Genomic DNA, 14,195 nt, shown 5'->3' with positions numbered 1-14,195 from the left:
AAAATAAAACAGGAGCAATATAATGTAATTAACAAAAACAAACATAAAAGATAATAAACGAACAAAATGAGGTGAGGAATTGATACCTGCACAAAGAGAAAGTTATATTATTGAAAAATTAAGTGAAACTGGAACTATAAAGGTTGAAGATTTAGCAAGTGAATTAGGGGTAAGTCTTATGACTATAAGAAGAGATTTAGATAGACTCCAAGATAAAGGGGTTTTATACAGAAGTCATGGGGGAGCAGTTTTAAGAGCTGTTTATCCAATGGAACAATCTTATGATGTAAAAAAAATCAGTAATATAGATGCAAAAAATAAAATTGCAAGTGCGGCGTTAGAGCTTATAAATGAAGGGGATACTATTTTTTTAGATGCTGGAACTACAACTCTTGAATTGGCTAAGTTACTAAAGACAAAGAAAAACTTAACTGTAATAACAGACGATCTAAAAATAGCTTTAGAATTATATAAAAGCAATGTTGAAACTTATATAGTTGGGGGAAGAGTACAAAAGGATACGGCATGTATAATAGGACCTACAGCAGAGGATTTTATTAAAAACATTAAGGTGAATTTATGTTTCTTGGGTACATCTAGTATTACTAGCGATGGATATTTATCAACACCAACTTTTGAAAAGGCATATTTAAAGAGGGAAGTTGTTAGAGCTTCATCATATTCAGTGTTAATGGTGGATTCAAGTAAGTTTAAAAGGGAATCATTCGTAAATATACTATCTATTAAAGAAATAAACTGTATTATTACAAATAAACAGTTTGATGAAGGGGAAATAAGGAATTTAGAGGAAGATAATATAAGAATTATAAATACTTAAATTTGTAGGGGGATGAATATGGCAAATTATGTAGTTGTAGCAGATGATCTTACTGGTGCAAATGCAACAGGTGCTTTGTTAAAAAAGTTAAAACTAAAAACTGTAAATATTATAAACTGCTGTGAAGATAATTGTATAGATAAAGAAAAATATGATACTATAGTTTGCTCAACTGATAGCAGGGCAATAGAAAAAGAAGAAGCTTACAATAGAGTTTTTGAAATGACTAAATTAGTTAAGGATGAATCTATAAAAATATACAATAAGAGAATTGATAGTACACTTAGAGGAAATATTGGAAGTGAAATAGATGCTATGCTAGATGCTTTAGATGATGAGAGAATAGCAATGATAGTACCATCATTTCCAGATGCTAAAAGAATAGCTATTGGAGGGTATCTTATAGTTAACGGAGCTCCACTTGAAGAAAGTGATGCTGCACATGATCCTAAAAAACCTATAAGTACTTCTATAATAAAAACTATAGTAGAAGAACAAAGTAAATATGAAGTTGGAATAGTAAGTTTAAATTCCATAGTAAAAGGACCAGAAGCTATAAAAGAGGAAATACTGAAGCTATACAAGAAAGGTAAACGTTTACTAATATGTGACGCTATGAGTAATAAAGATTTACAAATGATATCAAAAGCTGCATTATCAATGGATATAAAATTTATAACTGTTGATCCAGGTCCATTTACAGCATCAGTAGTAAATGAAATTATTACTAATGAAAAAGCATTATATGTTAATTCAAATAATAAAAAAATATTAATGTGTGTAGGAAGTATTACAAATACAACAAAAACACAATTAGAAAAGCTTGGGAAAGATATGAAGCTTACAAAAGCTAAAATTTGTACAGAAAAATTACTAAATACAGATGAAGAAAAAGAAGAAGAAATAAATAGAGTAACAAATGAAATTATACAAAATCAACATAATTCAAATATACTTTGTATAGAAATTGATTCCATTTACCCAAATGAAAGAGTAGACTTAAACGTTATAGCAAAAGAACAAAATACAACAATAGAAGATTTATCAGTAAAGATAAATGATGCTATTGCAGAGATGAGCTATAGGGTGCTAAAAAAAGCTCCTTGTATTGAAGGAATATTTAGTAGTGGCGGGGATATAAGTGTTGCTATATGTAAGAGATTTAAGTCTGTAGGACTTGAAATTATTGGGGAAGTCATACCTCTTGCTGCTTATGGACAATTCATAGGTGGGGAATTCCCAAATTTAAAGATAGTTAGTAAAGGTGGTATGGTTGGAGATGAAAATGGAATGGAAGTATGTATAAAATATTTGATAGAATCAATAAATAAAAAAGACTTAATAAAATAGGAGGAAAAAATAATGATAAGACCATTAATTGCAGTACCAATAGGAGATCCAGCAGGAATAGGACCAGAAATAGTAGTAAAGGCGTTAAATGACAGGGATGTATACGAAAAATGTAGACCAGTTTTAATTGGGGACAAGGACGTAATAAAACAAGCTATAGGATTTTGTGATTTAAAATTAAATATAAATACTATAACTGATGCTAAAGATGGAAAATACGAAGCTGGAACACTAGATTTAATAGACTTAAACAATGTGAATATAAGTGAACTTGAAATAGGAAAAGTTCAAGCTTTAGGTGGAAAAGCGGCTTTTGAATACATTAAAAAGTCTGTTGATATGGCAATGAACAAGGAAGTAGATGCTATTGCAACAACACCTATAAACAAAGAATCTTTAAAGAAGGCAAAAATAAATTATATTGGACATACAGAAATATTAGCAGATTTAACTGATACACAAGATCCACTTACAATGTTTGAAGTTAGAGGAATGAGAGTATTTTTCTTAACTAGACACGTTTCCCTTAGACAAGCTTGTGACCTAGTTACAAAAGAAAAAGTATTAGATTATATTATAAGATGCACAAAAGCATTAGAAAAATTAGGAGTTAAAGATGGTACTATGGCGATTGCTGGATTAAACCCTCATAGTGGAGAACATGGATTATTTGGTGATGAAGAAATGAAAGAAATCGTTCCAGCTATTGAAGAAGCTAAAAAAATGGGATACAAAGTTGAAGGTCCAATAGGTGCAGATTCAGTTTTCCATTTAGCATTACAAGGAAGATATAATTCAGTTTTATCCTTATATCATGATCAAGGACATATAGCAACTAAAACATTAGATTTTGAAAGAACAATAGCTATAACAAATGGAATGCCAATACTTAGAACTTCTGTTGACCATGGAACAGCTTTTGATATTGCTGGTACAGGAAAAGCAAGCAAGATAAGTATGAAAGAAGCAATTTTACTAGCAGCAAAATATTCACCAAATTTTCAAAGATAAAAAAAGGGCACCTCTTAAATAAATATAAGAAGCCGGGAAGTTTCATTATAAAAAATAAGAGGTACTCGTCTATTATACAAAATTTAAAATTGAAGTCAAATTAAAAAGAGAGTTTATATAAAATTAAATAAGTTAAACGAGGGGGAATGAGAAATGGGAAACACACTATCTGGAAGTCAAATGATAGTTGGACTTGTTATAGGAATTAGTATATTAGTATTTTTAATCATAAAAACAAAAGTGCATACATTTCCAGCTCTTATAATAGCTGCTGCTACAACTGGATTAGTTGGGGGAATGCCTACAAATAAAGTTTTAGATGCCATATCTAAAGGATTTGGTAGTACACTTGGAAGCATCGGTATAATAATTGGTTTTGGCGTAATGATGGGACAAATATTTGAAATATCCGGTGCCGCAGAAAGAATGGCAAAGACCTTTATAAAAGTTTTAGGAAAAAATCACGAAGAATTAGCATTAGCTATAACAGGGTTTATAGTTTCTATTCCTATATTCTGTGATTCAGGATTTATAATATTATCGCCTCTTGCAAAAGCTATATCAAAAAGAACTAAAAAATCAGTAGTTTCACTTGGAATAGCACTTGGATTAGGTCTTGTTATAACTCACAGTTTAGTACCACCAACACCAGGTCCAGTAGGAGTTGCAGGAATCTTCGGTGTAAGTGTAGGAAGCTTCTTATTATGGGGTATCGTATTAGCTATTCCAATGGTTATTGCTGGTCTTATATATGCAAAATATATTGGGAAAAAGATATATCAAATACCTGGAAATGAAGATGATGAGTGGTTAAGACCAGAATATCAAAAACCAGTATACTATTCAGAAATGGAAGATGACAATAAAAATTTACCAAGTACATTTAGAGCTTTTGCTCCTATAATTATTCCAATAATATTAATTTTAATAAGTACAATAATATCTGTTCTTCTAAAAGAAAAAGTTATAGCGGAAAGTACTGTAATTGAAGTGTTTAAATTTTTAGGAGCACCTGTTATTGCTGTAGGAATAGGACTTATAGTATCTATTTATGGACTCGCAGGAAATTTAGATAGAAAAACTGTATTAGAAGAAATGGAAAAGGGAATAAAATCTGCTGGAATTATTATATTAGTTACAGGTGGTGGCGGAGCTTTAGGAATGGTACTTCGTGAAAGTGGTACTGGAGATTATATAGCAAGATTAATCGCAAGTTCTCATATGCCAGGTATATTAGTTCCATTTATAATAGCTTCAATTGTACGTTTAGTTCAAGGAAGTGGAACTGTTGCAATGATTACAGCAGCATCAATAACAGCACCTATGATAACAAACTTAAATGTTAACCCTGTATTTGCAGGACTTGGAGCATGTATGGGATCATTAATATTCTCTTACTTTAATGATAGTTTCTTCTGGGTTGTAAACCGCTCATTAGGTATCAAAGAAGCAAAAGAGCAAATAAAAATATGGTCAGTTACAACAACTATTGCTTGGGCTGTAGGATTTGTAGAGTTAATAGTAATCAATTGTATATTTTAAAATTTAATCTTTGAGAAAACGTTAACATAAATGTGTTGACGTTTTTTTTATTTTGTTTCATTTTATTTAATGGAATTCTGTATAAAAAATGGATATGTGTTCAATAATCAATTAATGGAGTTGTTAATATAATCAAGTAGGAAATAGGGGTGAAATTATGAGAGTTGGAATTCCAAGAGGACTGTTATATTGTAGATATTATCCTTTTATAATCACTTTTTTAGAGGAATTAGGTGCAGATTATATAGTATCTGAAAGTACAAATAAAAGTATCCTTAACGAAGGGGTTAAATATTCAGTTGATGAAGCTTGTCTTCCTATAAAAATATTTCATGGGCATGTGGCAAGTTTAAAGGATAAATGTGATTTTATTATAGTTCCTAGAATAATGAAAGTTGAAGCAAATGAATTTATATGTCCTAAATTTTGTGGACTTCCTGAAATGATAAAAAACTCTATTGATGGACTTCCTGAAATTACAGAACTCCCACTAGATATATCATCAGAAAAAAGTTCATATAATTGGTGCAAATATATTGGACAAAAGCTTAAAGCAAATTCTAAGGACATAAAAGAAGCTTACAATAAAGCACTTGATGATCAAAAGAAAATACAGCTAGGAATAAAAAATATTAATTATAAGATAAATATTGCTTTACTTGGTCATCCATACAATGTATATGATGAGTTTGTAAATATGAATTTAGTAAAGAAGCTAAATAAATTAGGAGTAGGTGTTATTACTGAAGAATTTATAAAAAAAGAGTATATAGACAGGGAAGTTAAAAAGTTATTTAAAAGACCATTTTGGAATTTTGCAAAGAATGCCTATGGTGCTGCTGCAAATTTTTATAAAAATAAAAGTGTGGATGGAATTATATATATATCGTCATTTGCATGTGGAATAGATTCTGTTGTAATAGAACTTATAAAAGATAGAATAGGAAAGTTTCCTCTTTTAGTTTTAAAGGTAGATGAACAAACAGGGGAAGCTGGATTTATGACTAGAATAGAGGCTTTTACAGATATGATAGAAAGGAGAAAGAACTTTGAAAATAACATTTCCAAACTTGGGTAATACATATATTGCAGCTAAGGTTTTGTTTGATGGATTAGGTATAGAATATGTAATTCCACCTGTTAATAATAAAGAGGCTTTAGATATAGGAATTGAGAGTTCACCAGAGGAGATGTGTACTCCATTTAAAATTATGATGGGAAATTATATTCAAAGTATAAGAAAAGGTGCAGATACAGTATTATTAGTTGGAAGTTGTGGACCTTGTAGATTTGGTGAATACTGTGAACTACAGATGAAAATATTAAAAAAGCTAGGGCATGATGTTAAGTTTATAGTTTTAGATAAGCCAGAAGATATAGGAAAAAAAGAACTGTTAAGGCGTGTAGAACTTATATTGTCACAAAGTAAAAAGAGTAAAAGTGAAAAAATATTGGCTATGAAAAGGGCCATTAAAGCTATTAATTTAATTGATTATATAGAAGAAAAAGTCCACTACTTAACTGGATATGAGGTTAACAGGGGAGAATTTAAAAAACTTTTTTATAAGTGTAAAAATGAAGTTATGAATGTAACAAGTGATATAGAAGCTATAAAAATACTGCAATCATATAAAAATGAATTACATAAGATAGTAGTAGACAAGAATAAAAATCCATTAAAAGTTGAAATTATAGGAGAAATATACACAATAATAGATTCTTTTTCAAATCTTAATATAGAAGATAAACTAATGGATTATGGAGTGTGTACAAGAAGAAAATTGACTCCTAGTTGGTGGGTTAAGGATGCTATTATGGGAGTTGTAAATTTAAATTCTATGGATATAAAAAGAGCTTCAAGGGATTACCTTTCGTATTATGTTGGTGGGCATGCAAGAGAATGTGTAGGAGAAGCGGTACTTGCAAAAGAAGATAATTTTGATGGAGCTATTCAAATATTTCCTATGGGATGTATGCCTCAGATAGTAAGTAAAGCTATACTTCCTAAAATATCAAAGGATAAAAACTTTCCTATAATGACGTTGGTTGTTGATGAAATGACAGGGGAAGGTGGATATGTAACTAGAATAGAAGCATTTCTTGATTTAATTGAAAGGAGAAAGAAATATGTATTATATGGGAATTGATGTTGGCTCAGTCAGTACAGATATTGTGCTTTTAGATGAAAATTTACAAGTTGTAGAAAAGATATATTTAAGAACAAAGGGAAATCCCATTAAAGTCATACAAGAAGGTATTAAATTATTAAGTAACAAGTATAAGAGTGAGGAAATTAAAGGAGTAGGAACTACAGGAAGTGGGAGACACATAGCAGGGGCACTTTTAGGAGCTGATGTTATAAAAAATGAAATTACAGCTCATGCAATAGCTTCCCTTAATTTAGATAAAGATGTTAGAACTATAATTGAAATTGGAGGACAAGATTCTAAAATAATAATATTAGAAGATGGCATTGTCACTGATTTTGCAATGAACACTGTATGTGCTGCTGGAACAGGATCATTTTTAGATAGGCAAGCTGAAAGACTAGATATACCTATTGAGAAATTTGGAGATTATGCATTAAGGTCTAATATACCAGTTAGAATTGCAGGAAGATGTGCAGTATTTGCAGAGTCAGATATGATACATAAACAGCAACTTGGATATAATCAAGAAGATATAATCAAAGGTTTATGTACTGCGCTTGTTAGAAATTATCTTAGTAATGTTGGAAAAGGAAAAGAAATTAAATCTAAAGTGTTTTTTCAAGGTGGAGTAGCGGCAAACAAAGGGATAAAAAAGGCTTTTGAAGATGAATTAGGAGTACCTATTTATGTTCCCAAAGATTATGATGTTATGGGAGCAATAGGGGTTGCTATTATGGTTTCAGAGTTATCAGAAAATAAAAAAAGTAACTTTAAAGGATTTGAAATTGGAGAGAGCAAGTTTACATCTACTAGTTTTGAATGTAGTGGATGTGCTAACCAATGCGAAGTTGTGAACATTAAAGAGAATTTAAAAATTGTAGGGTGTTTTGGAGACAAATGTGGTAAGTGGAATGAAAATATCTGAAAATTCAAAAAACTAAGAAAACGTTTTAAAATTAAGAAATTTGTAGTAAAATCATATATTTTATACTAATTTTCCAAGAAAATAAACTTTAATCAAAATTTACATAAAAATTTAATGTTGGTATAATTTAAATGTAAGAAAAATTATTAAGGGGACGATTTCTATGAATAAGTTTTTTAAAAAAGTTATGAGTAAGTTATTATTAGTACCGTTCTTAGTTTTATCTTTGGCAACACCTGTATTTGCTACAGAAAACAGTAGTAAAATGAAAAATAATAACTACCCCATTGTATTAGTTCATGGTTTTATGGGATGGGGTCGTGATGAAGCGTTAGGTTTTAAATATTGGGGTGGATTTAACGACATTCAAGAAGACATGAAAAAAAGTGGTTATAAGGTTTATACAGCTACAGTAGGTCCTATAGCGAGCAACTGGGATAGAGCATGCGAGTTATATGCCTATATTAAAGGTGGACGTGTGGACTATGGAAAAGTTCATTCAGAAAAATATGGACATAAAAGATATGGTAAGACATTTCCAGGTTTGTATCCACAATGGGGAGAAAAAGATCAATATGGAAATATAAAAAAGATTCATTTAGTAGGCCATAGTATGGGAGGTCAAACTATTCGTACCTTAGTTCAACTTCTAAAAGAAGGTTCTAGAGAAGAAATTGCAGGAACTAATCAAAATGAAATATCTCCATTATTTAAAGGTGATAAAAGTTGGGTATGCAGTGTAACTAGTATATCTACACCACATGATGGTACAAGTATATTAGATGATAAAAATTTTGTTATAAATACTGTTGTTCAAAAGATGCTTGGAACTTTAGCATCAGTAACAGGAAACAATAAGAGTTTTATATATGATTTTAAAGCTGATCAGTGGGGACTTAAAAGAGAACCTGGTGAAAGTTATAATAAATATGTTAGTAAAGTTTTAAATAGTGATATTTGGAATACAAAAGATATTGCAAAATGGGATCTTTCACCTCAAGGCGCCAAGGAATTAAATAAGTGGGTAAAAGCTCAACCAGATGTATATTATTTCTCTTGGACAACAAAAGCAACAAAAACTATACCTATAATAGGCAGAGTTGTTCCAGATCCTATATTTATGAACCCAGTATTAATGCCAACTGCAGAGATAATGACTCATCATACTAATAAGGGTGAAGGTGGAATAAAAATAGACTCTAAGTGGTTCCATAATGATGGGGCGGTAAACGTTATCAGCTCTAATGGACCTAAACTTGGATCAAGTGATAAGATTGTTAGACATAAATTCTATGAGGCACCACAGAAGGGGCAATGGACAGATATGGGTATTATTGAAAATACAGATCATATGGACATTGTAGGAATTGCAAATATTAGAGATTTAAGAAGTTTCTATAATAATATAGGAAATCAACTAACATCTTTGCAAAAATAAACGAGAGTATAAGTATAAATTTAAATAAAAATTTAAAAAAGTTTGCATATAATATGTGAGTTAATATAAGGCAATTAAGCTGTTAGATATAATATTTGTATCTAACAGCTTTTTTATTTTTACAAAAATAAAGATTGATATACGTTTACATAAATGCTAAGTTTTGACATTGAATAGCTTTTGTGTTAAACTTAGATTACTCATTTGACAACTTTAATAAAAAATGAAGTTGTCTCTTTGTTTTTGATAAAAAGGGGGAAAATTATGATTGAACTAAAAAATGTAAAAAAGACTTTTCAAAATACTGAAGTTTTAAAAGATATTAACTTAAAAATAGAAAAGGGTGAGCTTGTTGTACTTATAGGTCCTAGTGGGTGTGGAAAAACAACCACTCTAAAAATGTTAAATAAACTTATAAAGCCAACATCGGGGAAAATATATATAAATGGCGAAGATATATCAAAAAAAGATTCAATAAAACTTAGAAGAAATATAGGATATGTAATACAACAAACAGGATTATTTCCACATATGACAGTTGGGGATAATATTGGATTAATACCATATCTCGAGGGATGGGAAGATGAGAAAATAAGAAATAAAACAATAGAATTATTAAATATGGTAGGGATGGAACCTAAAAAATATATAGATAGATATCCAAATGAATTAAGTGGAGGACAACAACAAAGAATAGGTGTTGCAAGAGCCTTTGCTACAAATCCAGAAATAATTTTAATGGATGAGCCTTTTTCAGCTTTAGATCCAATTACGAGGAATCAACTTCAAGATGAGCTTTTTAACATACAAGAAAAGATGAAAAAGACTATAGTGTTTGTTACTCATGATATGGATGAGGCGTTAAAATTAGCAGACAAGATATGCATTATGAAGGATGGAATTGTGCTTCAATATGATACTCCAGAAAACATACTTAAAAATCCATCTCATGGCTTTGTTGAAGAATTTATAGGAAAAAATAGAATTTGGAATCAACCTGAATATATAAAAGCAGAGGATATAATAATAGAAAATCCAGTTAAAGCTGTTGGCAATAGAACTATATTACAAGCATCAGAAATAATGGCTGAAAGACATGTGGATAGTATTTTAGTTGTAGATAGAAACAATACATTAAAGGGAATAGCTACCCTAAAAGATATAAGAAAAAGCAGAGAAAATGATAAAAAATTAATGCTTAAAGATGTTATGAATAGAGATGTAGTATGTGTAAATAAGGACAAGTCTATTGTAGATGTATTAGAAGTTATGAATATTAAAAACGTTGGATATATTCCAGTTGTTGATGAAAATAAAAAACTATTAGGATTAATTACTAGAAGTAGTTTAATTAATGTTTTAAGCGGACAATTTTTAGATGTAGAGGGGGTGGGGATGTAATGAGAGGTTTTCTTATATATGTGTCAGAAAGAAAAAATGAAATTTTAAATTTATTGATTCAACATATAGGACTCACATTAGCTTCTGTAGCTGTTGCAATATTAATTGGAGTTCCACTTGGAATATTGATTTCAAGAAAGAAAAAACTTTCTGGACCAGTAATTGGAGTGGCGAATGTAATACAAGCAGTACCTAGTTTGGCGTTACTAGGCTTTTTGATTCCGATACTTGGAATAGGCAGTACACCAGCTGTGTTTATGGTGTTTTTATATTCCCTGCTTCCAATTATAAAAAATACTTATATAGGTTTGAGCAGTATTAATCCAGATATGTTAGAAGCGGCAGAAGGAATGGGACTTACACCAGCCCAAAAATTAAAAATGGTACAACTTCCATTAGCAATGCCAATTATAATGGCAGGAATTAGAATAGCTGCGGTTACAGCCGTTGGACTTATGACAATAGCTGCATTTATAGGTGCAGGTGGGCTTGGGTATATGGTATTTACAGGTGTTCAAAGGGTAAATAACTATATGATTTTAGCAGGTGCTATACCATCAGGAATTCTTGCACTTTTAATGGACTATATAAGTGGCAAAATAGAGAATTCAGTTATTCCAGAAGGAATAAAGAGTGTGCCAAGTAATAAAAAGAGAAAAGTAAGATCAAGAAAAAGAGAAAAAAGAAACAAAAAAATAGCTATAACTGTTGTAATTATTATATGTACAGTGTTAGGAGGAACTTTAGCTTATAGAATATATGATGACAATAGAAGTATAGTTGTAGGATCTAAAAACTATACAGAAGAACTTATACTTGGAAATATGTATGCCACTTTACTTGAAGAAAATACAGATTTGAAAGTTAAAAGAACAGGTATAAATTTGGGGGGAGCAGGGGTTACATTTCAAGCTTTAAGGTCCGGAGACATAGATTTGTATGTAGAGTATACAGGAGTTGCACTGGTCAATATCATGGGAAGAAAAGCTATAAATGACCCGGAAAAAACATTTAAAATAGTTAAAGATTATTTTAATAAAGAATATGATATTACTTGGATGGACCAAATGGGATATAACAATACTTATGTTTTAGCTGTTGCCAAAGAAACTGCTAAAAAATATGGATTAAAGACTTTAAGTGATCTTGCTAAAGTTAGTAATAACTTAGTGTTAGGATGTACAATGGAATTTTCAGATAGACAAGATGGATATTTAGGTATGAAGGATTTTTATAATATGAATGTTAAGGATGTTAAATCATTAGATGGTTCCCTTAGATATTCAGCGCTTCAAAGTAAGGAAGCTGATGTTATAGATGCTTTTGCAACAGATGGATTATTAAAGGTTTATAATCTTACTAGATTAGAGGATGATAAACACTTTTTTCCACCATACTATGCAGCACCTATTATAAGAAATGATGTGTTAAAGAAACATCCAGAATTAAAGAAAGTTTTAAATATGTTAGCAGGAAAAGTAAGTGAAGATGATATGACAGAACTTAATTATAAAGTTGATAAATTAGGAGAAGATCCAAGAAAGGTTGCAGATGATTTCCTAAGAAAAAGAAAGTTAATAAAATAATAAACAAATAGCACAAATCTTAAAGATTTGTGCTATTACAATTTAACTATCTATCTATATATAAATGAATAATTAGCACCATCCACCATTAGAACAGCAATTATTCATTGGAATACACTGACAGCAGCACATTTCGCATTTGTCATGTTTGTGGTGTTTATGATGTTTGTGATGTTTTTTATGCTTTTTACCTTCGGCACAACAACAACAATCACAGCAATTGCAACAATCACAACATTCACAAGGGTCACAACATTGACAACAGCAACAACAAGGTTTAGCAGGTTCACAACGATAAATTTCGTAAGAACCACAATGTTTACAACACATAGGGCCGCAACCGCAGCATGGGTTAGGTCTTGGAGGGTTGCAACCGCAACCATTACCACGGCCACCTAAACCACATAACAAAGGAAATAATAATGAACCAAACATGATTAACTAACACCTCCATATATTAGGATTGTGTAGCTTGTCTAGGGTGGAGATATTGTGGACCTACTATATTATATTGATTAGTATAAAAAATTGTTAATAAAAAGAAGCTTATTTTTATTTTGGTATTGACATCTTAAAAAATAATAGTATAATTTAACACAACAACTTAACAAATTAATTTTGAATTTAAGTTATTATTATACAGGTTAAAATTAATTAAACTATTAAGTAAATTATTGGAGGATATACAACTATGAAAAATCTTATTAGAAAGGGAATAACAGCAGAATTCTTTTATTACGGAAACTGGAGCTACTTTTTTAGCGCTGGTTATTTTTGCTACTCAAAAACTGAAATTCCTATATCTAATGAGTTAAACAGTATCTAAATATTGTTATATTTCATAAATATATCTAAGAATATATTAAGAAGGCTCATTATGAGGCTTCTTTTTTTTATACATTTTATTAAAATAAATAGGGGGTTATCAAAATGATAATAGTTATGAAAGCTACAGCATCAGAAAAAAGCATTGAAAGAATTAAGGAACAAATTACAGCAAGGGGCATAGGAATTAATGATTCAAAGGGGGATAATTTTCGTATACTTGGTTTAGTTGGGGATACAAGTAATATTGATTCAAATCAAATTCAGGCAAATGAAGATGTAGAAAGAGTGGTGCAAGTGCAAGAACCTTATAAAAAAGCAAATAGAATGTTCCATCCAGATGATTCAATAATAAAGGTTAAAAATACTCTTATTGGTGGAAACAACTTAACTGTAATGGCAGGTCCATGTTCAGTTGAAAGTGAAGAACAAATCGTAAAGCTTGCACAGGATGTTAAAAAATCAGGGGCAACATTCTTAAGAGGCGGAGCTTTCAAACCAAGAACTTCACCATACAGTTTCCAAGGAATGGGATTAGATGGATTAGAACTTTTAAAAATAGCAAGAAAAGAAACAGGATTACCAATAGTAACTGAGATTATGTCACCTAACTTAGTTGATAAGTTTGTTGAAGATGTAGATGTAATTCAAGTAGGAGCAAGAAATATGCAAAACTTCGATCTTTTAAAGGAACTTGGTAAGACAAACAAACCAATACTTTTAAAGAGAGGACTTGCAGCTACAATAGAAGAACTTTTAATGTCAGCTGAATATATAATGGCCGGTGGTAACGAAAATGTTATCCTTTGTGAAAGGGGAATAAGAACATACGAAACATATACAAGAAATACATTAGACTTAAGTGCTATACCAGTTATAAAGAAATACAGTCACTTACCTGTAATTGTAGATCCAAGTCATGCTGGAGGACTTTGGTGGTTAGTTGAACCTTTAGCAAAAGCAGCTGTTGCAGTTGGAGCGGATGGACTTATGATAGAAGTACACAATGATCCTAAAAATGCTAAGAGTGATGGTGGTCAATCACTAAAACCAGAAAAATTCGATACATTAATGAAAGATTTAAGAGCGGTTGCAAAAGCAGTAGGAAAAGAAATCTAATAAGGGGCTT

At 30.6% G+C, this 14,195-nt stretch carries 12 protein-coding genes; 11 read left to right on the top strand and 1 reads right to left on the bottom strand.

Annotated features, from left to right (window positions below):
• The first annotated feature begins 79 nt into the window (after window positions 1-79).
• The 10 genes from NT01CX_RS10805 to NT01CX_RS10760 all read left to right on the top strand — a co-directional run bounded on the left by NT01CX_RS10805 (window position 80) and on the right by NT01CX_RS10760 (window position 12,241).
• On the top strand, window positions 80-838 hold the full coding sequence (locus NT01CX_RS10805; protein WP_011723082.1) for a DeoR/GlpR family DNA-binding transcription regulator: 759 nt from the start codon (window positions 80-82) through the stop codon (window positions 836-838).
• 18 nt (window positions 839-856) lie between these two features.
• Window positions 857-2,188: a four-carbon acid sugar kinase family protein gene (locus NT01CX_RS10800; protein WP_011723081.1), complete on the top strand. Its 1,332-nt coding sequence runs from the start codon at window positions 857-859 to the stop codon at window positions 2,186-2,188.
• A 12-nt stretch (window positions 2,189-2,200) separates the two neighbouring features.
• Window positions 2,201-3,199 (top strand): 4-hydroxythreonine-4-phosphate dehydrogenase PdxA, encoded by a 999-nt coding sequence (pdxA, locus tag NT01CX_RS10795; protein WP_011723080.1) that lies wholly within the window; start codon window positions 2,201-2,203, stop codon window positions 3,197-3,199.
• Window positions 3,200-3,352: 153 nt separating this feature from the next.
• Entirely contained in the window at window positions 3,353-4,741 is a 1,389-nt protein-coding gene (locus NT01CX_RS10790) for a GntP family permease (RefSeq protein WP_011723079.1), read from the top strand.
• 157 nt (window positions 4,742-4,898) lie between these two features.
• Window positions 4,899-5,819: an acyl-CoA dehydratase activase-related protein gene (locus NT01CX_RS10785; protein WP_011723078.1), complete on the top strand. Its 921-nt coding sequence runs from the start codon at window positions 4,899-4,901 to the stop codon at window positions 5,817-5,819.
• Window positions 5,791-6,888 (top strand): acyl-CoA dehydratase activase-related protein, encoded by a 1,098-nt coding sequence (locus tag NT01CX_RS10780; RefSeq protein ID WP_011723077.1) that lies wholly within the window; start codon window positions 5,791-5,793, stop codon window positions 6,886-6,888. The genes NT01CX_RS10785 and NT01CX_RS10780 overlap by 29 nt, the downstream gene beginning before the upstream one ends.
• Window positions 6,869-7,816 carry an acyl-CoA dehydratase activase gene (locus NT01CX_RS10775; RefSeq protein ID WP_011723076.1) on the top strand — a complete coding sequence of 316 codons (948 nt, stop codon included), beginning with the start codon at window positions 6,869-6,871 and terminating at the stop codon, window positions 7,814-7,816. Before NT01CX_RS10780 ends, NT01CX_RS10775 begins: the two co-directional genes overlap by 20 nt.
• A 163-nt stretch (window positions 7,817-7,979) precedes the next feature.
• Window positions 7,980-9,254: an esterase/lipase family protein gene (locus tag NT01CX_RS10770; protein WP_011723075.1), complete on the top strand. Its 1,275-nt coding sequence runs from the start codon at window positions 7,980-7,982 to the stop codon at window positions 9,252-9,254.
• 264 nt (window positions 9,255-9,518) lie between these two features.
• Entirely contained in the window at window positions 9,519-10,655 is a 1,137-nt protein-coding gene (locus tag NT01CX_RS10765; RefSeq protein WP_011723074.1) for a betaine/proline/choline family ABC transporter ATP-binding protein, read from the top strand.
• The gene (locus tag NT01CX_RS10760; RefSeq protein WP_011723073.1) at window positions 10,655-12,241 is read left to right on the top strand and encodes a glycine betaine ABC transporter substrate-binding protein; all 1,587 of its coding nucleotides are present in this window, start codon (window positions 10,655-10,657) and stop codon (window positions 12,239-12,241) included. Before NT01CX_RS10765 ends, NT01CX_RS10760 begins: the two co-directional genes overlap by 1 nt.
• A gap of 104 nt (window positions 12,242-12,345) precedes the next feature.
• Here NT01CX_RS10760 and NT01CX_RS10755 read toward each other — a convergent pair whose 3' ends face one another.
• On the bottom strand, window positions 12,346-12,624 hold the full coding sequence (locus NT01CX_RS10755) for a hypothetical protein (protein ID WP_039243067.1): 279 nt from the start codon (window positions 12,622-12,624) through the stop codon (window positions 12,346-12,348).
• A gap of 547 nt (window positions 12,625-13,171) precedes the next feature.
• Between NT01CX_RS10755 and aroF the strand changes: the two genes are divergently transcribed.
• Entirely contained in the window at window positions 13,172-14,185 is a 1,014-nt protein-coding gene (gene aroF / locus NT01CX_RS10750; RefSeq protein WP_011723072.1) for a 3-deoxy-7-phosphoheptulonate synthase, read from the top strand.
• The last annotated feature ends 10 nt before the right edge of the window (window positions 14,186-14,195 follow it).

It is taken from the genome of Clostridium novyi NT, from assembly GCF_000014125.1.
GTDB classification, from domain to species: domain Bacteria; phylum Bacillota; class Clostridia; order Clostridiales; family Clostridiaceae; genus Clostridium_H; species Clostridium_H novyi.
The sequence above is the reverse complement of the archived record's forward strand: the minus strand, read 5'-3'. Positions and strand labels throughout refer to the sequence as shown.

Bases quoted from the DNA above. Each gene is read 5' to 3' on its own strand.
- NT01CX_RS10800 (WP_011723081.1), top strand. From the start codon at position 857: ATGGCAAATTATGTAGTTGTAGCAGATGATCTTACTGGTGCAAATGCA.
- pdxA (WP_011723080.1), top strand. From the start codon at position 2,201: ATGATAAGACCATTAATTGCAGTACCAATAGGAGATCCAGCAGGAATA.
- NT01CX_RS10790 (WP_011723079.1), top strand. From the start codon at position 3,353: ATGGGAAACACACTATCTGGAAGTCAAATGATAGTTGGACTTGTTATA.
- NT01CX_RS10785 (WP_011723078.1), top strand. From the start codon at position 4,899: ATGAGAGTTGGAATTCCAAGAGGACTGTTATATTGTAGATATTATCCT.
- NT01CX_RS10775 (WP_011723076.1), top strand. From the start codon at position 6,869: ATGTATTATATGGGAATTGATGTTGGCTCAGTCAGTACAGATATTGTG.
- NT01CX_RS10770 (WP_011723075.1), top strand. From the start codon at position 7,980: ATGAATAAGTTTTTTAAAAAAGTTATGAGTAAGTTATTATTAGTACCG.
- NT01CX_RS10765 (WP_011723074.1), top strand. From the start codon at position 9,519: ATGATTGAACTAAAAAATGTAAAAAAGACTTTTCAAAATACTGAAGTT.
- NT01CX_RS10760 (WP_011723073.1), top strand. From the start codon at position 10,655: ATGAGAGGTTTTCTTATATATGTGTCAGAAAGAAAAAATGAAATTTTA.
- NT01CX_RS10755 (WP_039243067.1), bottom strand. From the start codon at position 12,624: ATGGTTGCGGTTGCAACCCTCCAAGACCTAACCCATGCTGCGGTTGCG.
- aroF (WP_011723072.1), top strand. From the start codon at position 13,172: ATGATAATAGTTATGAAAGCTACAGCATCAGAAAAAAGCATTGAAAGA.